Below are 24,720 nucleotides of genomic sequence, written 5' to 3'. Positions count from 1 at the left end.
TCTTACGGCCATCGGCGACAATGGCCGGATGTCCGAAACGAGTCCCGTCACCGCGCCCGCCACGCTCGCCAGGAGCGACCAGAACCTCGTCTGGCTCGACTGCGAGATGACCGGCCTGGACCCGGAGCGGGACCGCATCATCGAGATCGCGGTGGTGGTCACCGGCCCCGAGCTCCAGCCGCGCATCGAAGGGCCCGTGTTCGCCATCCACCAGAGCGAAGCCCAGCTGGACCTGATGGATTCCTGGAACAAGGGCACGCACGGCAAGAGCGGCCTCACCGAGCGCGTGCGCGCCTCCACGATCACCGAGGCGGAGGCGGAGCAGCAGCTGCTGCAGTTCATCAGCCAGTACGTGCCCAAGCAGTCCACGCCGATGTGCGGCAACAGCATCGGCCAGGACCGGCGCTTCCTGGTGAAGTACATGCCGCAGCTGGAGGCCTGGTTCCACTACCGCAACCTGGACGTGAGCACGCTCAAGGAGCTGGCGCGGCGGTGGAAGCCCGAGGTGTACACCTCGTTCAAGAAGCGGCAGCTGCACACCGCCCTGGCGGACGTGCACGAGTCGATCGACGAACTGGCGCACTACCGCGAGCATTTCCTGAAGCTTGGTTGAACGCTGGGGTGCGCCTTGCGCAACCCAGCCTACGGTTCGCTGTCGCGAAACCCAGGGCCGGTAGGCTGGGTTTCGCGCAGCGAACCCCAGCACCCGTGCGGGAAAACCCGAAACCTGCGATAATCCGTTCTTCGCCGCGACAAAGCGGCGTTTTCGCGCATCGCCTTCTTGCACCGCCTCACGAAGAGGCACACAGGCTCCCCTGCCTGCGTAGTCGTTGGAATGGTTGATGTCTACCAATCATTTCAATGACGGCGCGCCCGCCCCGGGCAGCGCCGGTGGAATCTTCATGACGGAACAAATCGAATCCGTGGCCAACGGCTTTGCCGTGTTGGGCCTCGCCCCCGAACTCCTCGCCGCGGTCGCCGACCTCGGCTTCACCCAGCCCACCTCCGTGCAGGAGCAGGCGATCGGCCGCGCCATGGCGATGGACGCCGAAGGCAAGGCGGTCAACGACCTGATGGTCTCCAGCCAGACCGGCAGCGGCAAGACCGCGGCCTTCCTGCTGCCCGTGCTGCACACGCTGATCCAGCAGAAGGCCGCCGAGATCGAATCCGAGCGCAAGGCCTACGAAGAGGCCGTCGCGCGCGGCGAAGCGCCGGCCAAGCGCAAGCGCGTCAACCCGACGAGCGCGCGCAACTTCAAGGCCGCCGTGCCCGGCGCGCTGATCCTGTGCCCGACGCGCGAACTCGCGCAGCAGGTGGCGCACGACGCGATCGACCTGGTGAAGCACTGCAAGGGCCTGCGCATCGCCAACGTGGTGGGCGGCATGCCTTACCAGATGCAGATCGCGCGCCTGCAGAACGCCGACCTCGTGGTCGCCACCCCGGGCCGCCTGCTCGACCTGCAGCGCTCCAGCCAGATCAAGCTGGACAAGGTGCAGTTCCTCGTCGTCGACGAGGCCGACCGCATGCTGGACCTGGGCTTCGCCGAGGACCTGGCCGAAGTGCACCAGCTGACCGCGAACCGCCACCAGACCATGATGTTCAGCGCCACCTTCGCGCCGCGCATCCAGCAGCTGGCCGTGCGCGTGATGCGCGAGCCGCAGCGGATCCAGGTGGACTCGCCGCAGGAGAAGCATGCCAACATCGAGCAGAAGCTGTTCTGGGCCGACAACGCCCAGCACAAGCGCCAGCTCCTGGACCACTGGCTGCGCGACACCAACATCAACCAGGCCATCGTGTTCGCCAGCACCAAGATCGAGTGCGACGGGCTGGCCGAAGACCTGCAGCAAGCCGGCTTCGCCGCCGTGTCGCTGCACGGCGACCTGTCGCAGGGCCTGCGCAACCGCCGCCTGATGGCGCTGCGCAATGGCCAGGTGCAGTTCCTGGTGGCGACGGACGTGGCCGCGCGCGGCATCGACGTGCCGACGATCACCCACGTCTTCAACTTCGGCCTGCCGATGAAGAGCGAGGACTACACGCACCGCATCGGCCGCACCGGCCGCGCGGGCCGCGACGGCCTGGCGATCACCTTCGCCGAGTTCCGCGACCGCCGCAAGATCGGCGACATCGAGTACTACAGCAAGCAGCGCTTCAACGCCGAGACCATCCCCGGCCTCGAGCCGAAGGCGCGCTTCGAGAACCGTCCGCCCCGCCAGGGCTTCGGCGGCAAGCCGGGTCGCCCCGGCGAGCGTCGCCACCAGGGTGGCGGCTTCGGCGGCGACCGCAACGGCTACGGCAAGCACTCGGGCTTCGGTGCCACGTCGGGCGCCCCGCGCGATGCGCGCGGCTTCGGCGGCGGCGAGCGGGACGCGCGCGGCTTCGGCGGCGGTGACCGCAGCTTCGGCGGCGGCGATCGCGGCTTCGGCTCGCGCGACCGCGGCTTCGGTTCGCGCGACGGCGGACGCGATGTCGGCCGCGGCCGTTCCTCGCGCTAAGCAGCTCATGCACAAGGCGGCCTCCGGGCCGCTTTTTTTTCGTCCGCTTCCCGTGTGGCCGGGCGAGATTGTCGTGGGACAGCTACCATCCCGCAGGTGAACGAAGTCCCCGCCGCCGCCCTGCAGCCATTGTTGATGGGCAGTGCCTCCCGTGGTGGCGCCGCCGCCGGTGTGACCGGCCAGCTGCTGCTGGACACCGACTGGGCCGCCACGCCGCTCGGCCCGATGGAGCGCTGGCCCCAGGCCTTGCGCATCGCCGTCAGCATCTGCCTGAACTCCCGCTTCCCCATGTTCGTGTGGTGGGGGCCGGCGGCGATCAACATCTACAACGACGCCTACATCCCCATCCTGGGCAAGCGGCACCCGGAGGCTTTCGGCCGGCCGGCGCAGGAGACGTGGCACGAGATCTGGGACGTGGTCGGCGCCCAGCGCGAAGCGGTGATGGAGCGGGGCGAATCGACCTGGAACGAGCGCGTGCTGCTCGTGATGGAGCGCAACGGCTTCCGCGAGGACACCTGGTTCACCTGGTCGTACAGCGCGATCTACGACGAGGACGGCAAGGTGGGCGGCATGTTCTGCGCCTGCTCGGAAGAGACGGGGCGCGTGCTGGCCGAGCGCGAGCGCGACCGCCTGGTGCGCGAAGCGCAGGACGCCGCGCGCACGCTGCGCACCTGGTTCGACAACGCGCCCGGCTTCGTCGCGCTCTTGCGCGGGCCCGACTTCGTGTTCGAGCTCGTGAACCAGGCGTACTACCAGCTCGTGGGCCACCGGCACCTGGAGGGCCGGCCCGCCCTGCGGGCACTGCCGGAGGTGGAGAGCCAGGGCTACTTCGACCTGCTGCAACAGGTGTACGAAACGGGCGAGCCCTTCGTCGGCCGCGCCATGCGCCTCGTGCTGCAGAAGACCCCCGACGCCGCGCCCGTCGAGCGTTTCGTCGACTTCCTCTACCAGCCGGTGCGCGATGCGCAGGGAGCGATCGTGGGCATCTTCGCCCAAGGCCACGACGTGACGGAGCAGGTGCAGGCGGCCGCGGCGCTGGAGGAGGCGAACCAGCGCAAGGACGAATTCCTGGCAACACTGGCGCACGAGCTGCGCAACCCGCTGGCGCCGATCCGCCAGGCGGCCCTGGTGGCCAAGACCTCCGGCGACGACAAGCGCAAGAAATGGGCGCTCGACGTGATCGAGCGCCAGGTGGGCCACATGGCGCTGCTGCTCGACGACCTGCTGGACGTGTCGCGCATCTCGCGCGGCAAGCTGCAGTTGCGCCCCGCGCCCGTGGACCTGAAGGCGGTGGTGGATGCGGCGGTGGAAACGGCCTGGCCCTTGATCGAGGCGAGGCAGCACCGGCTGGAGGTCGTGCTGCCGGAGGAGCCGATACAACTCGTGGCGGATGCCGTGCGCCTCGCGCAGGTGCTCGGCAACCTGCTCTCCAACGCGGCCAAGTACACGGACCCGGGCGGGCACATCCGGCTCTCGGCGGAACAGCGCGGCGGGCGCCTGCTGCTGCGGGTGCGCGACAACGGGATCGGCCTCTCGCCCGAGGACGTCGAGCCGATCTTCGGCATGTTCTCCCAGGTCACGGCCGCCGCGGAGCGCGCGCAAGGCGGGCTGGGCATCGGCCTGGCCCTCAGCCGCGGGCTCGTGCAACTGCACGGAGGCACCTTGCAGGCGACGAGCGCGGGACGCGGGCAGGGATCGGAATTCACCGTGACGCTGCCGCTGCCGGCGCGTCCCGCCGACGAGGCTCCGCCGGCGCCTGCCGCGGCGGGCGAACGCGCGGCGGGGCAGCCGCGCAGCGTCCTGATCGCGGACGACAACCCGGACGCGCTCTCCACGATGAGCCTGTTGCTGGAGATGGAAGGCCACGAGGTGCACAGCGCCGCCGACGGCGAGCAGGCGCTCGCGCGGGCCGAGGCGCTGCACCCGGACGTGGTGATCCTGGACATCGGCATGCCGCGCATGAGCGGCCACGAGGTCGCCGAGCGCATCCGCGCCTCCGACTGGGGCCGCGACGCCTTGCTGATCGCGCTGACCGGCTGGGGCCAGGCGCACGACCAGGAGCGCGCGCGTGCGGCGGGCTTCGACCACCACTGCACGAAGCCGGTGGATGTGGGCGAGCTGCTGGCGCTGGTGCAAGGGGAGTCGAAGTCGGAGGCGTGAGGAGGCGGCGGACGCGCTGCGCGCGCGGTGGGGTTCGCCGCTTCGCTGGCTCACCTTCCGCGGCTGGCGCCGCGCCACCCTACGGGGAACGCGGCCGGTATTCGTAGGGTGGCGCGGCGAAGCCGCGGCAGGTGAGCGAAGCGAACCCCACCGTCTCAACCGATTGCCGCCCGCCCCGTCTCCGGCCACCGCCACTTCACCACCAGCCAGCTCACCAGCCCCACGCCCATCATCAACAGCGAGGCCACGGCCAGCTGCCGGGTGGAGTGCATCACCAGGGGCGCGATCGCGCCGGCCACGATGCCGTTGGCGGCGGAGCCGATGAAGGCCTGCAGCGACGAGGCCATGCCGCGGCGTTCCGGGTGCAGGTCCAGCACGAGCAGCGTGACCACCGGCACCATCAGCGCCCACCCGAAGGCGAACACGGCGATCGGGATCAGGGCCCACCAGGCCTGCGGCGCGAAGAGGAAGTTGGCGAGCACGTTCGCGAGCGACACCGGCACCATCACGAGGAAGCCGTAGCGGATCTGGCGCTTCGGCTGGATGCGTCCGGCGAGCCGCCCCGATGCGAACGAGCCGAGCATGATCCCGGCGATCGTGAGCAGGAAGAACCAGAAGAACTCGGTGGGCGCCAGGTGCAGGTGCTCGCCCAGGAACGCCGGCGCCGCCAGCACGTAGAGGAACATGCCGTTGAACGGGATGCCGCTCGCCAGCGCGAGCAGCAGGAACTGCGGGCTCGCGCCCAGCTGCCAGTAGCCCCGCATCAGGTTGCGCACGTTGAAGGGCTGGCGGTGCGTGGCATGCAGCGTCTCGGGCAGCAGCTTCCAGTTGGCCAGCCACAGCGCCACGCCCACCGCGGTGAGGAACCAGAAGATCGCGTGCCAGCCCGCGTGCACGAACAGCCAGCCGCCCACGATGGGCGCGATCGCCGGCGCCACGCCGAAGTAGATCGTGACCTGGCTCATGACCTTCTGCGCCTGGTCGGGCGGGAACATGTCCCGGATCACCGCGCGCGAGACCACGATGCCCGCACCCGTCGACAGCCCTTGCAGTGCACGGAAGAACACCAGCTGCCCGATGCCTTGCGCGAGCGCGCAGCCCGCCGACGCCACCGTGAACACCGCGATGCCCCACAGCACCACCGGCCGCCGGCCGAAGCTGTCCGACAGCGCGCCGTGGAACAGGTTCATGAAGGCGAAGCCGAAGAGATACGCCGACAGCGTCTGCTGCATCTCCACCGGCGTCGCCCCGATCGCCTGCGCGATGCCCGAGAACGCGGGGATGTAGGTGTCGATGGAGAACGGCCCCAGCATGCCCAGCAGGGCGAGGAGGGCGGCGAGCGCCCAGCGCGGGGCAGTCCAGATCTGGCTGGCTTCGGGGTTCATCGACGGGGAGACGCGGAGGGAATCCCCGAGATTACCAAGCGTTCAGTGGGTGAGGACGATCGCCAGGCCGCCGACGAGGCCGACACCGAGCAGGATGCAGGTGTCGCGGTACAGCGTCCACGCGTCGAAGTCGTCGCGCGTGAGCTGGATGATGTCGGCATTGCGCAGGTGCGCGTGGTGCTTGCGCAGCAGGGCCCGCTTGCGCGGCGCGAGCCATGCCGCCGCGGCCGTGAGCCACAGCAGCATGCCCAGCAGGATCAGCGTGGCGCGCATGGCGGCCTCAGTCGGCGTCGGAGGTCTCGCTGGCGGCCTGGTCCAGCATCTCGCGCGTGATCAGCACCACGCCCGCGTCCGTGCGGTGGAAGCGCCGCGCGTCCTCGTCCGCGTTCTCGCCCACCACCGTGCCTTCGGGAATCCTGCAGCCGCGGTCGATCACCACCTTCGACAGCCGCGAGCCGCGGCCGATCACCGTGTCCGGCATGATCACCGCCTCGTGCAGGGTGCAGGCCGCCTCCACGCGCACGTTGGAGAACAGCACCGAGCGGCGGATGTTGGAGCCGATGACGATGCAGCCTCCCGAGATCAGCACGTTGGAAGTCTCGCCGTTGAGGCCGTGCACGTCCGGCACGAACTTGGCGGGCGGCAGCTGTTCCTGGTACGTCCACACCGGCCAGTCGCGGTCGTAGAGATTGAGCTCCGGCATGTCGGCGGCGAGGTCCAGGTTGGCGGCCCAGAAGGCGTCCACCGTGCCCACGTCGCGCCAGTACGGGCGGTGCCGCGTGTTGGCCGGCACGGCGGAGAGGTTCAGCGGGTGCGCCACCGCGCCGCCGTCCTGCACGATGCGCGGGATGAGGTTCTTGCCGAAGTCGTGCTCGGACGCCTCGTCGCGCATGTCGGCCTCGAGCAGCTTGTACAGGTACTCCGCGCTGAACACGTAGATGCCCATGCTGCCCAGCGCCTTGTCCGGCTTGCCCGGGATGGGCGGCGGGTCCTTGGGCTTCTCGAGGAAGGCGGTGATCTTGCGGTCCGCGTCCACGTGCATCACGCCGAGCGCCGTGGCTTCCATGCGCGGCACCTCGATGCAGCCCACCGTGACCTTGGCGCCGCTCTCCACGTGGTCCAGCAGCATCAGCGAGTAGTCCTGCTTGTAGATGTGGTCGCCCGCCAGCACCAGGATGTATTCCGGCCCGTAGGCGCGCAGGATGTCGATGTTCTGCGAGATGGCGTCGGCGGTGCCGCGGTACCAGAACGCCTCGTCCACGCGCTGCTGTGCCGGCAGCAGGTCGATGAACTCGTTGTGCGCGCCCTGCAGGAAGTTCCAGCCGCGCTGCAGGTGGCGCAGCAGCGAGTGGGACTTGTACTGGGTGAGCACGCCGATGCGGCGGATGCCCGAGTTGAGGCAGTTGGACAGCGCGAAGTCGATGATGCGGAACTTGCCGCCGAAGTACACGGCGGGCTTGGCGCGGCGGTCGGTGAGCTCGTAGAGCCGGGAGCCGCGGCCGCCGGCGAGCACCAGCGCGATCGTCTTCTTGGGCAGGTCGCGCGCGAGGATCATCCGCTGCATGGCCGTGTCGCTGGCCTCGCCGCCGACCGCGTCCAGGATGGTCAAGTTTTCCTTCATGGTGGTTCCCCCTGTAGACCCGGCGATCACTGTCGATCAGCCGCAGGACGAGCCATGTAGGACACTGCCGCCTTCCGCGCGCCAGCGTCCACCGCACGAGGCGGGCGTCAGGAGGCGGCGTTGGTGCTGCTCTCGTGTTCGCGGTGGCGGCGCACGGTGCGCTTCTCGACCAGGGCCGAGATGCCGAGCGCGGCGGCACCAATGACGAGCACGAGGATGAAGGCGTTGGCAAGCGTGATCATTCCGGTTGGGCATCCGCAAGCCGTCCGTCGTTCGTAGGACAAGCGCGCATCCTGACGAAGGGAGCCCCGCACCCGCTGCACGCGCGACGGCAGAGCCGCTAGCATGCGGCCCTTCGCCCGGAGTCCGCCATGCCAGCTGCCACCCGCTTGCTCGTCGCCTTCGTCCTGCTCGTCTGCGCCTTCGTGGTGCTGGTGGGGGTGGCGGTGTTCAGCCTGTACGTGGCGGGCGAAGGGATGCTGGCTGCCGTGGTCGCGACGGCCGGGCTGGCCGGCGTGGCAGCCGGGGGCGTGACTTACTGGTTCCTGCGCGGCGAGGTGATGGACGAGACGGTCGAGTTCGAGCTGGAGCCGCTGGTGCCGGCCACGCCGGCGCCTGCTTCGGTGAAGCGCGCCCAACCGGTGCTGCGCCGGACGCCGCTGCGCGTGCAGGCGATGCCCGTGGCCGACCTGCCGCCGGCGTACGTCGATGCGGTGATGCGCGGGGCGCAGGCGCGGCTGAATGCGTTGAAGGCGGAAGAACGCCAGCACCCGTCCTTGCAGTGAATTAGTTGCACGCGGGGCGTGTCATGCCGCCTTGAGCGCGGCCTCGCTCCTGCATCCAATGGCAGCCTGCACGTCAAGGCCCGCCATGAACCTCACGCCCGCATCCGATCGCCTGCAGCGGCTGACCGCCTACCTCCATGAAGACGCGAGCAACGCGGAGCTGCTCGCGGAAGCTTGCGACGCAGCACTGGCCTGCGGGCAGCACGATGCCGCCTCCGATTTCCTGGCCGCGGCGGCGCGCGTCGCGCCGCATGCGCCCGGGCTGCCGCTTCGGCGAGCGCACGTGCACATCGCGCGCGGCGACCTGCAAGCGGCGCGGGCGGCGCTCGAGGCCTTGCGCAGCCAGGGTGGCGAAGCGCACGGGCTGCTGCACGACCTGGCTTACGTGCACCTGCTGCAGGGCGATGCCCAGGCCGCGCATGACCTGCTGGAAGCCGCGGCGCCGGGGTTCTTCCGCGAGGCAGGCATGTCGCAGGAGCTGCTGCAGGTGCAGTGGCTTCGCGCGTGCCATCACCTGGGTTGCCTGGAAGATGCCTGGGAATGGGCCCGGCGCGCGGCAGCAGCAGGTGCCCTGCAGCCTGCTGCTGCGGGCATCGCCGCACTGGTCGCGCTGGACTGCGACCAGCCAGCCGCCGCGCGTGAATGGGCCGAGCGCGCGCTCGCCGTGGACGCGGGGCACCGCGAGGCGCTGGTGACGCTCGGCTCGCTCGCCCTCGCGGCGGGCGATCCCGCGCAAGCGCGCCGGTGGCTGGAACGCGCCCTCGAAGGGACCACGGGGGACGGCCGCACCTGGTTCACGCTCGGCACCGCCAACCTGCTGGATCGCAAGGTGCCGCTGGCGAAGGAGCAACTGCAGCGCGCCGCCGCGGCTGCGCCCACGCACGCCGCGTGCTGGCAGGCCCTCGGCTGGGCCACGCTGCTGCTCGGCGACGCGGAAGAGGCCCTGGGTGCCCTGCAACGTGCCGTCGACCTGGACGGCACGGCGGCCGAAGCGCAGGCCGCGCTGGCGATCGCCACGGGATTGACGGGCGGCGTGGCGAAGGCCGCACCGTTGCTCGCGCGTGCGGAGGCGCTGGACCCCGAAGACGCTACGGTGCAGCTCGCGCGTGCCTTCCTGGCCGGCGACAGCCGCCCCATGCAACGTTACGAGGCGCTGCAGTTGCTGCTGTCTCAGTGGAGGCCGCGGCCGTAGGCGGCCAGCAGCACGTGGCTGGCCGTGGGCTCGTCGGCCGGCGCCCCTTGCTTGCCGGACACCAGGCCGTGCACCGCCTCCAGCACCTGCCGGATGTCCGATGCGACGGCCGGATTCGCATCCGCGCAGGCGAGCCCGGACGCGAAATGCTGCGCGGATTCTTCGAGGCGCTCTTCCGCCAGGGCCGCGAAACCGCGCACGAAGTGCCCGAGCGAATCCGCAGGGCCGAGCGATAGCAAGGGCCCCCAGGTCACCAGTGCCATGGCTGCACGCTGCGAGCTGAATTGCAGCAGCCCGAGCTGGTAGCGCGCGAGCGGGAAGTCGGGCGACAGCAGCACCGCCGTGGCGAACGCCGCCTCGGCGGCGGCAAGGTCGCCCGCCGACGCGTGCTCGGACCCGATGAGGAAGTGCGGGATGCCCGACCCGGGCAACACCGCGCCGGCCTGCGCGTACAGGTCGAGCGCGGCCTCGCGCCGGTTGTCGCGGCTGGCGGCGAGCCCTTGGCGGATGAGGGCCTGGAAGCGTTCGTCGGCGTTCATGGGATCCGGCAGGAGTGCTGGCCAATACATCCGCGGTATTCCGCACCGGTTTAGCCGCTAAACCAGCCGCGCGCGACGAGGACGTATTGGGGTACCTACGTCCAGGGGCAAAGATGGTAGCGATCGTCAGTGGCATGCGCAGCGGCCTGGAGCTCGGCTCGCTGGAGGTCCTGGGGCTGCGCGAGAACGTCGGGGGCACCCTGCGCGGGAGCAACGGGCAGGGCGTGTACGTCAACGTGTCGCAGGGGCAGGTCGTCGTGCAGGACCAGGACGACCTGCTGGTGGCCCGCGGGCACGACGCCGCGTTGCTCCGCACGTACAACAGCAATGGGTCGATCAATGACGACAACGGGGACGGGTGGACGTCGGGCGTGAGCCAGTTGCGCGTGACGGGCACCGTCGGCGCGGTGGGCAGCACGATCCAGCGCATTGGAGCGGACGGTGCAGCCGCCATCTACGCCTACGATTCCTTCGCGAACCGCTACTTCACCACCGAAGGGTCCGGCGCCTACGACACCATCGCCTACGTCGCTGCCGATGCGCAGTTCGAATGGTGCGATGGCAGCACCGGTGCGTTGCAGCGGTACGAGGGCAGCGGGGCGATGCGCCTGCTCTCCAGCCGCGACACGAGCGGCAACGCCCTCACCTGCAACTACGGCGCGAACGGGTTCCTCTCCAGCGTCACCACGGCGAACGGCGACACCGTCTGGTACGACTACGCCGGGAACAACCTCTCGCAGGTGCGGACGACGGCTGGCGGCGTGACGACCACGCGCGCCCGGTACGCGTACGACGCCTTCAATCGCCTGGCGAGCGTCACGCTGGATCTCTCCCCGGCGGACAACAGCATCGCCGATGGCAAGGTGTACCAGACCAGCTACACGTATGACGGCGCGAGCAAGCGCATCGCGTCGGTCACGCAGAGCGACGGCACGAGCGTGGCGTTCACGTACCAGGACGTGGGCGCCGGGGTCTACAAGCTGGCCACCGTGCGCGACGGCCTGGGGCAGGCCACGAGTTTCACCTACGGCACGGGCTTCACCACGGTGACGGACCCGCTCGGTTTCGTCACCCGCTACGACCACGACGGCCAGGGACAGATCACCGGGATCACGGGGCCCGCGGTTGCTGGCACGGGTGCCAATCGCCGGTTCGTCTACGACACCTCCGGCAACGTCACCTCCGTCACCGACGGCGAGGGGCGCGTCACCACTTACGAGTACGACCGCGGCAATCAGACCCGGCAGCGGGACGCCGCCGGCAACACCGTCGACCGGACGTTCGACGCACGCAACCAGCTGGTTTCCGAGACCACCTACACGCAGCCCGATGCGGATGGTGCCGGGCCCGGCCTCCCCGGCGGTGCGCTGGTGTCGCGGCGCGTGTACGACGCCACTGGCCGCAACCAGCTGCGTTTCGCCATCAGTGCGGAAGGGCGGGTGACGGAGTACCGCTACGACGGTCCCGGGCAGCAGGTGTCGCAGATCACCTACGCCGGCAGCACGTACCCTTACCTCGGGGTGGCACCCGACGCCTCGTTCACCGAAAACGCCCTCGCGAGCTGGGCGGCCGGGCAGGACAGGAGCCGCACGCAGCGGGTGGACCTCGCCTACGACGTGCGGGGGCAGCTGCAGTCCCGCACGACGTTCGCGCGTGTCGGTGCCACCGGCGATGGCATCTTCGATGGCACGCAGGCGGTGGAGCGTTACGTCTACGACGCGGCCGGTCGCCTGCTGCAGACGGTCTCGCCCACCGGCGGCGTGACGAGCTACACCCACGACGGGCTCGGCCGGATGCTCACCGCCACCGATGCGCTGGGGCAGGTGACCATCACGCAGCACGACGACGCAGGTCGCAAGTTGCGCGTGAGCCTCGCGGGCGGGCTCGTGACCACCACCACGATGGACGCCGCAGGGCGGGTGACCGCCGTCGCGCAGTCGAACACCTCCGGCGCGGCGCTCGGCGAGACACGCTTCTTCTACGACGCGGACGATCGCCTGCGCATGACGCAGGACCCGACCGGCGTGCGCAGCTGGGTGCTCTACGACCCGGCGGGGCGCAAGACGGCGGAGATCGACGGCAACGGCACGATGACCGAGTACACGTACGACCGCCGCGACCTGGTCACCGGCATCACCACCTGGGGCACGGCCGTGAACACCGCGATGCTGGTGGATGCGGCGGGGCTGCCGCTGCTTTCGGCGACGGCTGCCGGCGTGCGGCCCCCTGCTTCGGGGGGAGATGCCGGCATCTGGCGCCAGTACGACGACGCTGGCCGGCTGGTGCGCGAAGCGAAGAGTGTCGGCACGTCGAGCAATGCCCAGGTCACGGAGATGCGCTATGACGGGGCGTCCCGGCTGGTGCAGACGGTCCGCTATGCCAACACGATCGTGGCCACGATCGGAACAGCCAACGGGGTCGTGATGCTGCCGGCCCCGTCGCCACAGGATCGCGTCACGCGCCATTTCCACGACGCCGACGGGCTGCTGGCCGGCACGCTGGACGCGGAAGGCTATCTCACGACCTTCCGGTACACGGCCGCGGGCCAGCTGCTGGAGCGCGTGGCGTACGCCACGGCGACGCCGTCCGGTGCGCGCGCGGCGGGGACGCTCGCGCAGCTCGTGCCGGCGTGGTCCCCTGCGGATGTCCGCGAGCAGACTGCCTACAACGCACGCGGCCAGGCCTGGATGCAGGTGGACGGCGAGGGCTTCGTCACCGAGACCGTGTACGACGCCAGCGGCAACGCCACGCAGGTCATTCGTTATGCCACGGCGGTGGCGGTCGGCATGCCCGGATCCACGACGCAGCCATCGCGTCCCGCGCCGTCACCGTCCGACCGCAGCACCTTGCGCAGCTTCGATGCCTTGAATCGCGTCGTGCGGGAGACGAGTCCCGAGGGCGTGGTGACGCAGTTCAGCTACGACGCCGCGGGCAACCTGGTCTCCACCGTGCGTGCGGCGGGCACCGGGGAAGTGCGCACGATCCTCGCGCGCTACGACGTCCAGGGGCGGCTGACCGGCGAGCTGACCGCGGAGGGGGCGGCGCTGCTCACGGGCGGCCAGACCCAGGCGCAGGTCGATGCGATCTGGGCGCAGTACGGCACCAGCCACGCCTATGACGCCGCGAGCCGGCGCATCGCCACCACCGACGCGCTGGGCAACCGCACGCTCTTCTTCTACGACGCGGACGGAGCGCTCACGCACAAGGTGAATGCGCTCGGAGAGGTGCAGGAGTCACGCTACGACGCCCGGGGGCGCCTGGCGGCGATCCTCTCCTACGCCGGCCGCATCGCGACCACCGGCCTCACGGGCGGGCTCGCCAGCAACGCGTTCACCACGGCGCTGGCCTCCATCGCCAACGCAGCCCTCGACAGCCGGACCACGCTCACCTACACGCGCGACGGGCGCGTCGCCTCGACGACGGACGCACTGGGCACGGTGAGCACCTCGACGTACGACGCTTTCGGCGACGAGGCGTCTCGCCAGCTGAGCGGGGCGGCGGTGAACCTGCTCGAGACCTACACGGTCGATCGCCGCGGGCAGCGGACCGGCACGCTGCAGAGCGTGGGCGGCACCCAGCTTTCCACGTCGACCGTCTACGACGCCTTCGGCCGCACGATCCGCTCCACGGACGCGAACGGCAACGTGCGCGAGCAGGCCTACGACCGCCTGGGGCGCGTCGTCTCCTGGAAGGACCCCGCGGGCGGCAGGCGCAGCGCAACCTACGATGCGTTCGACCGCGTGCTCACGCAGACCGACGCGCTCGGAAGCGTCACCCGCTACGCCTACGACGCCGCTGCGCGCAGCCTGCGCGTGACCACCGCGGAAGGGATCGTCACGACGACGTTCTACACGCGGCACGGCCAGGTGGAGCGCGTCGTCGACGCCAACAACCAGTCGACCAGCTACCTGTACGACCGCAACGGGAACCTGTTGCGCACGACGCTGCCGGTGGGCACGACCTCCAGCGCCTATGACGCCGCAGGCCGTGTCACGGAAACGATCGATGCCAACGGCACGCGGGTGGCCTACGCCTATGACGCGGCCCATCGTGTCCTGACGCGCCGGGTGGATCCGGCAGGTCTGAACCTGACCACCACCTACCAGTACGACGCGAAGGGGCAGCGGGTGTCGGTCACGGACGCCATGGGCGTGACCTCCACCGTCGAATACGACCGCCTGGGCCGCGTGCTCAAGCAGACGGTCGACCCGGCAGGGCTGAACCTGCAGACGGTCTCCACCTACGACGCCCGCGGCAACGTGCTCACGGTGCGCTCGCCGGGTGGCACGCTCACGCAGTACGTCTACGACGCGCTCGGGCGACGCACGCAGGAGCGCGTGGATCCCGCGGGGCTGAACCTGCAGCGCAGCTGGGCCTACGACCGCAACGGCAACGTCGTCTCCAGCACGGACCCGCGGGGCTACGTGACGCGCTACGCCTACGACGTGAACGACAGGCTGGTGTTCACCGTGGATGCCCTCGGCAACGTGCAGCAGCTGGCCTACGACGCCGCGGGCCGGGTGGTGAAGACGGTGACGTACGCGAAGCCTGCCGCGATCGGCACGCTCCCGCCGGCCCCCACGGCCGCACAGGTGGGCGCCCTCGTCACGCCGCAGCCAGCGCTTGACGCGGTGGAGCACCGGGTGTACGACAAGGACAGCCGACTGGTCGCCACCGTGGATGGCACCGGCGGCGTCGTGCGCTACGTGTACGACGGAAACGGCAACGTCGTTTCGCGCACCGCCTTCGCCAGCCCTCTCGCGATCCAGGCCTGGACACCCGGCACGCTGCCCGTGCCAGGCGCGGACTCCGCTCGGGACGCAACCCTGCGCACGGTGTACGACGGCATGAACCGCGCGATCTACACGATCGACGGCACGGGCGCCGTGGTGGCGAACAGCTACGACAACAACGGCAACCTGCTCCGTCGGACAGCGTATGCCGCGGCCGTGCCCGCAGGCACCGCTGCGACGACCTCGGCTCTGTCGACGGCCGTGGCACTGGTCGCCAACGCGAGCCGGGACGCCACCGTGAGCCATACCTACGACGCCGCGGGTCGCCTGACGTGGACGGTGGACGCCGTGCGCGCCGTGACGCAGCGCGTGTACGACCGGAACGGCAACGTCGTGCGGCGGGTGGAGTACGCGACCGCGTTGCCGCAGGGCGGAGCGGCGAGCAGCGTCGCAGCCAGCGCCGGGGACCGCTCCACCACGATGGCGTACGACGCTGCGAACCGACTCGTGTTCGAGGTGGACGCGCTGCGCGGCGTCACCGAACAGGCGTACGACGCGGACGGCCACGTGACGCGACGCACAACCTACGCCGCACCCATCGCGAGCGTGCCGACCCCTGGCCAAAGCGGGACCGCCGACGCGATCCGGTCCTTGCTCGCAGCCAATGCCGGAGCCGACCGGTCCACTCGCTTCGGCTGGGACGCGGCGGGGCGCCAGGTGCTGGTGGTCGACGCCCTTGGCGCGGTGACCGAGACGCAGTACGACGGCACCGGCAACGTGGTCGCGACGATCGCGTATGCGAAGACGGTCGACGCGGCGGTGCTGGGCGCGAATCCGACGCTCGCCGCCATGAAACTCCTGGTGCGCGCGACACCCAGCGCAGACCGAACGAGCCGCACTGCCTACGACGCGGGCGGGCGGGCGGTGTACACCGTCGATGCGCTGGGCGCCGTTCGCGGGAGCCAGTACGACGGCGTGGGCCGCCTCGTCCGCACGGTCAGGTATGCAGTGGCCGTAAACCCTGGCACGACCGGCGTCGACGCCATCGCGACTGCCCTGCGGCCCGACCCGTCGCGCGACCCGGGGGAGTTCTTCACGTACGACGCGGCGGGCCGCCTCATCACCGCGGTGGACGCGCATTGGAACACCGAATCCTTCGCTTACGACGCGCTCGGCAACAAGCTGACTTTCACGAACAAGAAAGGGGCGAGCTGGACGTACGCGTATGACGCCGCGGGCCGGCTGATCACGGAGACTTCGCCGGAGGTGCCCTTCTCCCCAGTGCCGCTCCCGGATGGCGCTCTTGTCGCCAGTGCTGCCGAGAACAAGCGCATCGTCACGCGCCTTGCCTATGACGCCTTGGGCAACCTCGTCCAGCGGACGGAGGCGTCCGGCCTCTCCGGCGAACGCACCACCCGCTACGAGTACGACGCGCTCGGCCGCCAGGTCCGGGTGATCCATCCACCGGTGGGGATCTACGACCTCGCGGCGGACGCGCTGACAACCAACGGCGCGACCTATCTTGCCGGGCGGGTGGAAAGGAACGTGCAGCTCACGAGCGAGACCTTCTACGACACGCTTGGCAACGCCGTCGCGAACCGCGACGTCGGCAATGCGGTCAGCCAGAAGGTCTACGACGTGCTGGGGCGCTTGGTGTACGAGGTCGATGCGCTGGGGTACGTGACGGGGTACACGCACGATGCGTTCGGCGACGTGACGCAGCTTGTGCGATATGGCACGCAGACGGCCCTCACGGGGGCAGGCCTCACCCAGAGCGCACAAGCGGCGAGCCGCGCGCAGGTCAACACGGCATTGGCCGCCGCCGGATTCGACCATTCACGCGACCGCGTCCTGGTCTCCACCTACGACCGCCTGGGGCAGCTGGTCGAAAAGACGGAGCCCTCGGCGTTCTTCTACGACTCCAGTGCGGATGCGGCCTCGCAGACCGGCACCGCGGGCCGCAAGACGCAGAACACCTACGACGCCTTCGGCCAGCTGGTGAAGTCGCGCGTCCTGCGCAACCAGAAGACAGATACCTGGGCCACCACGACCCGCTACTACGACCGGCTGGGGCACGAAGTCGCGATGGTGGATGCCATGGGGTACCTCACCGAACGCGCGTTCGACACGATGGGCAACCTCACGTCCTTCACCGAATATGCGAACGCGGTGGCGGGGGCGTGGACCGTGGACGGCTACACGAAATCGGCCACCAGCCCGGACGACCGTACCACGGTGTACACCTACGACGGGCTGAATCGCAAGACGAGCGAGCGTCGGGTGCAGGTGGAGATCAGCATGCGGCCGGACGGCACGCCCGACCGCGCCACGCCCGTCACGAGCTTCGGCTACGACGCCGTGGGCAACCAGACGTGGGTGTCGGATCCGCTGGGCAAGGTCACCTACACCTATTACGACGCCCTTGGCCGCGTGGTCGCCATCGCCGCGCCGCCGCGCTCCAGCACCGCAAGCGGTGTTTCGCTCACGCCGCTGACGACCTTCCTGCGCGATGCGTACGGAAATGCGGTGGCGGTCGTGGAGCATGCCCGTGGCACGGCGAGCGCCACCGGCGAGCGCTGGGAGCCGCCGATCGCCGACGGCGCCGACCGATGGACCATCTCCACTTTCGACAGCTTCGGGCGTGCCACGCAGGTGCAGGATGCCGCCGGTTCGAGCACCTACTTCTCCTATGACGCGTACGGGCACGTTGCCAAGCAATGGCAGGGCGCCACCGGCGACGATACCGTGACGCGCACCGCGTTCCAGGTGCACGAGTACGACCCGCTCGGCCGGCTGGTGAAGACGCACACGCCGGCTTCCACGTCCGTGTGGCAGGCCGGCGTGGGCGTCACGACCGTCAGCCAGGCACAGGCGGGGCTCGTCACGGCCGCCATCGAATACAACGCCTTCGGCGAGATCACCCGCAAGGGCACGCAGGGCGGCTGGCAGGAATACTTCGACTACGACAACGCAGGGCGCCTGTGGCGCACCAACACGGGCGACGGCGTCGACCGCATCCAGTTGTACGACCTGCAGGGCAACGTCACCTCGGAGATCCGCAGCGGCGGCAAGGGCGGAGGCGACGTGGACCTCCGGACGTTCGCCAATGCGGAGGCCGCCGCCAACCATCCGTACACGCGGCGCGTGGACATGCAGGTGGACATGCTGGGCCGGGTGACGAGCAAGGCCGAAGCCGTGCGGCAGGAGACGCAGGGTGGGCTGTCCGTGCAGCACCAGTACACGACGGCGACGGTGCTGCAACGCGCCGATGGCCCGTATTCGCAGAACCTGATCGCCCTCACGTGGAACAGCCTGGCGGCGCTGGGAAGCGGCGACATCCGCATCACCCTCGAGTACACCACGCCCGTCTACATGTTGGCGGATCACACGACCGGGGGCGGCACATGGCGAACGTTCACCACGGGCGTCATGGAGGGCGACCGGTGGAACGCCGGCGGACAGCTCGGGTGGAACAACGGACTGGCGGACTGGGGTGTCGACAAGATCTACCGCATCGCCGTCGAAAAGAAGGACAAGTACGGCAACTGGCAGTTGATCCTCGACCAGCCGCCGGGCCACGGCCGCAACAGCATCACCGTGCAGGTGTCCCCCGACCCGAATGCGATCGTGGAGCTGTACCTGCACCCCGCCAGCAACACCGCGAACCCTGACTACTACTACGCGGGCCTCGTGAACTTCGGCATGGGTGCGCGCATGGATGCGTCCGGGCTTGCGCCGGGCGACTACGACTACGCGATCATCACGTGGGATCCGCTGCGCACGGACAACCGCATCACGACGATGGGCAGGTTCACCGTTTCCCTGCCGCCGCTGAACTCCATCACCGGCCTGCGGTACTTCCAGCAGAACGTCCCGCCAGGCTTCATCACCTGGCCCAACCCGCCGCCCGCCACCACGCAGGTGTTCCGGTACCGCCCGAACGGCAGCACGGGCGCGTGGTCCACACTGGAAGTGACCCCCCCTCGAACCTTCGATCCCTTGCGCGAGGTGACGAGTGCGGTGGATACGAGCGCGTTGCGAGGCTCGTATCAGTACGAGCTGCTCTGGACGTACGCCGGCCAGAACGCGCCGGGCGCGCATGCGACGGGCTACTTCGAGTATTGGGGTCCGACGCAGGCGGGCGTGAGCGTCACGACCTCGCCTGGCTCGCCCGCGATCAGCACCAACGAAGGCATCGTGATCGGCGGCCAGACGGTCTCGATGGACGCGGGCGCCCGCTCTCTGCGGCCCGTCGTGTCGCAGAAGGTCGATCGGTGGGGCAATGTCGTGGAGATCACCGACCCCCGCAACGCGGCCTGGAAGACCACCTACCGGTACAACGCGAACAACCAGGTCGTGCAGCAGGTCCTGCCGGACGCCGGCCAGGGGGCCGCGACGACGACCATCTACTACGACGCGCACTGGCGGCAGATGGCGGTGCGCGACGCCAACGGCCGCATCAACTGGCAGTTCTACGACGAAGGCGGCAACCTGGAAAAGGAAATCCAGGCGGACTGGGGCGAGGTGCGCCACCAGTACAACGCGTTCGGGGACAAGGTGCGGACCATCGACGCAATGGGCAAGGCGGTCGGATACGCCTACGACAAGATGTCCCGCGTGGTCAGCATCGACAAGGGCGTGGCGAGCGTCTGGCGGGCGGACTGGACCGCAGCGACGGTGGTCGGTACGCGCATGCTGACCGAGGTGATGCGATACGACCAGCTCGGTCGCAAGCTGTCGCAGACCAACGGCAATGGTGAAACGACGCTCTACGCCTACGACGCCGCCGGCAATCTCATCGCCACGACCCAGCCGCGGGGACAGGTGACGCGCGCCGCCTACGACGCGCGCGGAAACAAGACTTCGGAGCACGACGCCAACGGTTCCGTGGCGAGCTGGTCGTACAACTATTTCGGGCAGGTCCTGAAGCACTGGGACCTGGGCGGAAGGGAGTTCACGTACTCGTACGACAACGCCCGCCAGCTCGTCTGGCAGGGGAGCCCCGGCGGGCAGTCCATTAGCTACGACTACGACGCCGCGGGGCAGGTGGTGAACATCCGCGACTGGGCCAACGGCAAGACGACCACCTACGTGTACGACCTGTCCGGACGCAGGCTGCGGGAGCGCGTGGACCAGGGCGGCATCACGTACCAGGACAACTCGCTCGCCTACGACACGCGCGGCAACCTGCGCGTCGCCACGGACGGCCACGCCGTGGCGCTCATGGAGTACGACCAGGTCGGGAATCGCACGCGCGTGTGGACTCACGTGGGCTACGACGGCGTGAACGGCGAGCGGGCCGTGTCGACGGACCGCTACTTCCGCTACGACGAGATGAACCGGCAAATCGTGGTGGACGCCGTCGACGCCGCCGGCAACATCGGCCGGCAGGGTCACCGGGTCACCTACGACAAGAACGGGAACCGGACGAGCGACACCTTCTGGGGCCAGCGGATCATCGCGGCGGATGGAAGCTCCGTGGGCAACTTCGACCAGTACGGCACGGGCTACTACACCAACCTGTTCGCGACCTACCTCTCACGCGAGGACGAGGTGCAGGAGACCTACCGCTACGACGCGCTGAACCGGCTCGAGAGCGTGATCCGCGACGGCGTGCAGATCGACATCCGTCGCTATGACGCCGCCGACCGTGTTGTGCAGTCCGGGCCGGGTACCTCCCTGCCGGTGCGGTACGCGGAGCTGATCAACCAGGGCCTGTCGCCGGAGCAGATGAACGGGAAGGAGACCCGGATCAACCACTACGACACCAATGGGTGGTTGGTGCACCAGACGGTGTTCAAGAGCGACAACACGCGCAAGCTGGACATCGGCTGGGGGTGGACGCTCTCGTACTACGGCCAGAGCTGGGCGGGTAGCCGGGATGCAGTCGGTAACGCCAACGCGTATGTCGTGGTGAACCACGAGGGCGGGTACATGAACAAGTTCACTACCACCCGCTTCGCGAAGTACGACAAGTACGAAGCAGAAGTCACGACCGCCCAGTCCACGAAGCTGCTGCCGGGATCGTCCACGCAGCGGTACGACGCGAATGGCTTCCTGGTCGGCGTGGAGGACGCGACGCAGCCGGCCAACAACCGCTGGTTCGTGAATGACGCCACGGGCAAGGCGCTGTACGCGAACCAGGGCTGGCGCATCCAGCGGCAGTTCATCGTCGACGGCGAGGTGCTTGGCCTGTACGGCCAGGGCGTCGATCCGATGACGCCCGCGACCGGATACAACAACGTCCCGAACTTCAGGAACGTGGAGGACTTCGACTTCGGTTACTCGCCGATCGGTGCGAATTACCCGGCGCCGAGCCCGGGCGCCTACATCGTTCGCAGCGGTGACACGTTACAGGGGATTGCGCAGGGTGCGTACGGTGACAGCGCGCTCTGGTTCCGGATCGCGGAGGCGAATGGCCTCGCCTCGAGCAACGACCTGCGCGTCGGTCAGGCACTGACCATCCCGAACCGCGTCTCGACGATCCACAACAACGCCACGACGTTCAAGCCCTACGACCCGAGTCGGATCGAGGGGGACAAGACGCCGAGCATGGCGATGCCGCAGCCGAAGAAGAAGAGCAGTTGGTTAAAAAAGCTGCTGATGGCGGTGGTCGCGGTCGCGGTCGCGTACCTCACCGGACAGTGGTACTTGACCAACTTCGGAAGCGGGGTGAGCGTGGTCGCGGCAACCGGGGAAATGACCACGGTGTGGACGACCACTTCTTTAGGGGCAGCGGGCGCCTTGGGCGGGGCAGTGGGTTCCATCGCAGGTCAGGCTGTAGGTATCGCAACCGGTGAACTTGACCGCTTCGACTGGAAAGGTGTTGGCCTCTCCGCGATCGGAGGTGGTATCGCGATGGGTCTGGGAGGCGTCAACGGCACCGGCGGCGTTAGCTCTGGGCCCCTCACGAATCCTGCGATTCGTGCAGTAGTGACGTCTGCAGCCACCCAAGCAATAGGCGTGGCCACGGGCTTGCAAGATCATTTCAGTTGGAAGTCAGTCGCGGCAAGCGGTGTCGGGGCGTTTGTCGGGGCTGGTGTCGCGCCTGAGGCGGGTGAAAGTTTCGGTGGGCGTCTAATCACTGCGTTGGCCGCAGGTGCTGCAGCGGCGGTGGCCAAGGGTGGAAAGGTCACTGTGCAGCAAGTGGCAGTAGACGCATTTGGCAATGCGTTGGGGGCGAGTTTGGCGACTGCGTCAAGCGAGGCTCCGACAACGCCGTCGGCGGTTGGTTCTGACGATTCGCTGGGGGACTTCATCACCAAGAACAACAACTGGGCGCACGTGGACGTCGGGCCCATCCCGGCGCTTGTGAGCGGCCGAACGTTCTCGGAAAGCATTGCCGAACGGAAGGCTGCAAACAATCCTCATGAGCTCCCGACCTTTAGCCGAGAGGCGCACGCGGATGCGCCAAGCAGTGAGCAACTTCAGGCGATTCAGAGCTACTCCGGCGTGCCGGCAGCCGAAGCGCAACGACTGCTTGACTCCGGCTATAGGGTAACGACGGAAGGCCTTCGCAACATGCAAGCCCTTGACAATCCCGAAGGACGGCCGACGGGATTTCTTCCAGCCATATTTGGTACGGGCAGCGCAGCCGGCAGTGGCGGCATCGTTGGCGGCGGGTACCAGGCTGTGCGTCCTCAAGGAACTGGTGCGCCTCCTCCCTTCATCGACCCAAGGACCGACATGCCGACCGGTGCGCCGGGATTTGCGCCAGCAGATCCGAGTCTGACTTGGGGGGTATCAGGCAAGCCGATTTTCGAGCTTCCTTCAATTGACTGGACCAAGCTACCCCCGTTGCTCCAGGCCCCCAAAGTACTCTCGGATTTCTTGACGTACATGGTGGCTGGAGGCTCCGATCGGAAGACTTTTGAAGTCACTGCGCCTGTAGAGATTACTGGTAAAAGCCCAAGGGAGTGGGCCCGAAGTTATGAGGCCGGCGTTCGAGGTCTCTACGGCCAGACGGAAGAACAGCGGTATAAGGTAATACTTGATGGGAAGGTGAGAGATGGCCGTGCTGACGCAACGACGGTGATCGGCGGAAAGGAAGCCGCCGTCGAAGCCAAGTTCGTTAGTGACTGGGAAAGGTCTCCCAGAAATCCGGCCAATACTCGACCGTGGATGGACCCACAGGAGCAAGCGGCGATGTTCAATCAGGCCAGACGTTATTCGGCTGCATATGAAGGTGGTGCCATCTATCACACCAACAGCGTCGAACTCGCAAAGCACTGGTCCAAGGTGTTCGCCGATGCAGGCTTAAACACTAGATTCCTCATTACGCCAGCGCAAAGAAAGTGAGAGACGAATGAATAGTCCGCGTGAACAAACTGAAAGAGCCTTGGGTGAAAAGATCGAGCCACTAGCTGAGCAACAGCTGCCAGGGCTGGTGCCGTCGTCAACGGCGGAGGTTGTTTACTTTCAGGATGATGGTCGACTGAGTCTCTATGACCAGTTTGATCGCCTCACTGAGCATATCGCCCCCCCGCTAGCGAAGCACGGCGGTGTGACGACCACTAAACACACACTCAGAGTGCCTGATGGTCAACTCTTTCATGCTATCAAGTACCGTGGCGACGTTGAAGGGTGGCGGCGCCAGATTGCTGAGGGCGCAAAAAAGCTGGGAGTGATACTTGGCAGCATCCAGAACGGTTCGACGTTCATACTCTCAGATGGCCGAGCATTTGTCCTTTCTGACTGCAAGCACGGTACCGTTTAGAAGAAAATCCCCCTGCTGAGAGCAGGGTTCCAAATAGAGGAGGCCGCGATGCGGCACCTTTACTGCGCCTACCCGACCGCGTTCAGCGCCCGATCTCGATCAGCTCGATTTCCTTCTTCAGCAGCTTTGACGAGGGTAGACAGCTCTACGCCTTTGGCGCTGGCCAGAGCTGCGAGCCGCGCCTGCACCTGCCGTTCCAGGTGCACCGGCAAATTGAGCTGCGCGCCGGCTTGGTAGAACTTGCCGCGCTTGCCCCCCGGAGAAGTCGATCTCCGCGGGCATCTCGTCGTCGCGGGGCGTGGTCTGGTTCATGGTGTCTCCCTACCTGGGTTCGTCCTCATACTGCTGCCGCTCGCGCCGGGTGGCGTCTCATCCTGATTTCGAGGGGCGGAGCTCGCTAAACGAGTCCCTGGCCACTGAGCGGGTACGCCGACAGGGCACGACCTCGCCGTCGTTCTTTCGTTCAGCGCCCGCCTGACGTTTTCTTCTTTTCCTCCGGTGGCACAAACCCTATCGGCCGTTTGGTCGGCTCGGGGGGCGTCATCATCTCGCGCAGCGCATCGAACACCTGTTTGAGCTGAACGCGGGTGTTGCGGCTGAAGGTGTCATGCTGCAGGGCGAGCGCCTCGGTTTTCTCTTCCAGTGCGTCCAGTCGCTTGGCGAGTTCCTGGTGGTTGGCTGCGAGTTCGCGCAGCCGTACAAAGGCGCGCACCACGTACATCGACACCTCGATGGCGCGCGGGCTGTTCAACACCGAGGCAGCCATGATGGCGCCGTGCTCGGTGAAGGCCCGGGGGCGGTAACGCCGACCACCGCGCCCAGCCGGGGCGTTTGAGGTCGCAATTTGCGACCTCAAAGCCTCGAACTCCTCGGCCGAGAGCTGGAACATGAAATCGGCCGGGAACCTGGCCAGGTTGCGCTTGACGGCCTCGTTAAAGCGCTTGGTTTCCACTCCGTAGAGGGCGGCCAAGTCTGAGTCGAGCAGCACCTTCTGGCCACGCACCACCGTGATGCGATGAGTGATCGCCTCCAGCGGCAGCACAGAGTGTTGCGCGGTGCTCACCGATGCGCCACTGTTTGAAGTAACCGATGGCGAT

13 protein-coding genes are annotated in these 24,720 nt (G+C 68.2%); 7 read left to right on the top strand and 6 right to left on the bottom strand.

The annotated features are described in order from the left end of the window. Positions 1-28 precede the first annotated feature (28 nt). The 3 genes from orn (at position 29) to H8N03_RS14895 (ending at position 4,652) form a co-directional block, all read left to right on the top strand. Positions 29-613, top strand: coding sequence for an oligoribonuclease (orn, locus tag H8N03_RS14905; protein WP_187076989.1), 585 nt, complete (start codon positions 29-31; stop codon positions 611-613). A gap of 289 nt (positions 614-902) precedes the next feature. Next, a complete protein-coding gene (locus H8N03_RS14900; protein WP_255428228.1) occupies positions 903-2,492 on the top strand; it encodes a DEAD/DEAH box helicase in 1,590 nt (529 codons plus the stop codon). Positions 2,493-2,588: 96 nt separating this feature from the next. Beyond that, entirely contained in the window at positions 2,589-4,652 is a 2,064-nt protein-coding gene (locus tag H8N03_RS14895; RefSeq protein WP_187076987.1) for a hybrid sensor histidine kinase/response regulator, read from the top strand. Between the two features lie 155 nt (positions 4,653-4,807). Here H8N03_RS14895 and H8N03_RS14890 read toward each other — a convergent pair whose 3' ends face one another. The 4 genes from H8N03_RS14890 to H8N03_RS26350 all read right to left on the bottom strand — a co-directional run bounded on the left by H8N03_RS14890 (position 4,808) and on the right by H8N03_RS26350 (position 7,900). Next, positions 4,808-6,037 carry a multidrug effflux MFS transporter gene (locus H8N03_RS14890; protein WP_187076986.1) on the bottom strand — a complete coding sequence of 410 codons (1,230 nt, stop codon included), beginning with the start codon at positions 6,035-6,037 and terminating at the stop codon, positions 4,808-4,810. Positions 6,038-6,079: 42 nt separating this feature from the next. Then, positions 6,080-6,310, bottom strand: a complete 231-nt coding sequence (locus tag H8N03_RS14885) for a hypothetical protein (protein ID WP_187076985.1) — start codon at positions 6,308-6,310, stop codon at positions 6,080-6,082. Between the two features lie 7 nt (positions 6,311-6,317). After that, the gene (glgC, locus tag H8N03_RS14880; RefSeq protein WP_187077217.1) at positions 6,318-7,592 is read right to left on the bottom strand and encodes a glucose-1-phosphate adenylyltransferase; all 1,275 of its coding nucleotides are present in this window, start codon (positions 7,590-7,592) and stop codon (positions 6,318-6,320) included. Between the two features lie 173 nt (positions 7,593-7,765). Continuing rightward, entirely contained in the window at positions 7,766-7,900 is a 135-nt protein-coding gene (locus H8N03_RS26350; RefSeq protein ID WP_255428227.1) for a hypothetical protein, read from the bottom strand. A 129-nt stretch (positions 7,901-8,029) separates the two neighbouring features. Here H8N03_RS26350 and H8N03_RS14875 point away from each other — a divergent pair, with 129 nt between their 5' ends. Both H8N03_RS14875 and H8N03_RS14870 read left to right on the top strand, forming a co-directional pair. Continuing rightward, the gene (locus H8N03_RS14875; RefSeq protein WP_187076984.1) at positions 8,030-8,443 is read left to right on the top strand and encodes a hypothetical protein; all 414 of its coding nucleotides are present in this window, start codon (positions 8,030-8,032) and stop codon (positions 8,441-8,443) included. A gap of 85 nt (positions 8,444-8,528) precedes the next feature. Next, complete coding sequence (locus H8N03_RS14870) at positions 8,529-9,635, top strand: tetratricopeptide repeat protein (RefSeq protein ID WP_187076983.1); 1,107 nt, start codon at positions 8,529-8,531, stop codon at positions 9,633-9,635. Here the strand turns inward: H8N03_RS14870 and H8N03_RS14865 are convergent. Next, positions 9,614-10,174 carry a tetratricopeptide repeat protein gene (locus H8N03_RS14865; protein WP_187076982.1) on the bottom strand — a complete coding sequence of 187 codons (561 nt, stop codon included), beginning with the start codon at positions 10,172-10,174 and terminating at the stop codon, positions 9,614-9,616. The genes H8N03_RS14870 and H8N03_RS14865 overlap by 22 nt on opposite strands. A 113-nt stretch (positions 10,175-10,287) precedes the next feature. Between H8N03_RS14865 and H8N03_RS14860 the strand changes: the two genes are divergently transcribed. Both H8N03_RS14860 and H8N03_RS14855 read left to right on the top strand, forming a co-directional pair. Further along, on the top strand, positions 10,288-23,205 hold the full coding sequence (locus H8N03_RS14860) for a LysM peptidoglycan-binding domain-containing protein (RefSeq protein WP_187076981.1): 12,918 nt from the start codon (positions 10,288-10,290) through the stop codon (positions 23,203-23,205). 7 nt (positions 23,206-23,212) lie between these two features. Then, positions 23,213-23,623 carry a hypothetical protein gene (locus tag H8N03_RS14855; RefSeq protein WP_187076980.1) on the top strand — a complete coding sequence of 137 codons (411 nt, stop codon included), beginning with the start codon at positions 23,213-23,215 and terminating at the stop codon, positions 23,621-23,623. A gap of 463 nt (positions 23,624-24,086) precedes the next feature. On the opposite strand, the gene H8N03_RS14850 is transcribed toward H8N03_RS14855, so the two are convergent. Further along, positions 24,087-24,686 (bottom strand): ORF6N domain-containing protein, encoded by a 600-nt coding sequence (locus tag H8N03_RS14850; RefSeq protein ID WP_187076979.1) that lies wholly within the window; start codon positions 24,684-24,686, stop codon positions 24,087-24,089. Positions 24,687-24,720: the final 34 nt, after the last annotated feature.

This window comes from Ramlibacter cellulosilyticus, assembly GCF_014297465.1.
GTDB classification, from domain to species: domain Bacteria; phylum Pseudomonadota; class Gammaproteobacteria; order Burkholderiales; family Burkholderiaceae_C; genus Ramlibacter; species Ramlibacter cellulosilyticus.
Note: the sequence above shows the minus strand (reverse complement) of the source record. Positions and strands in the feature narration are given on the sequence as shown.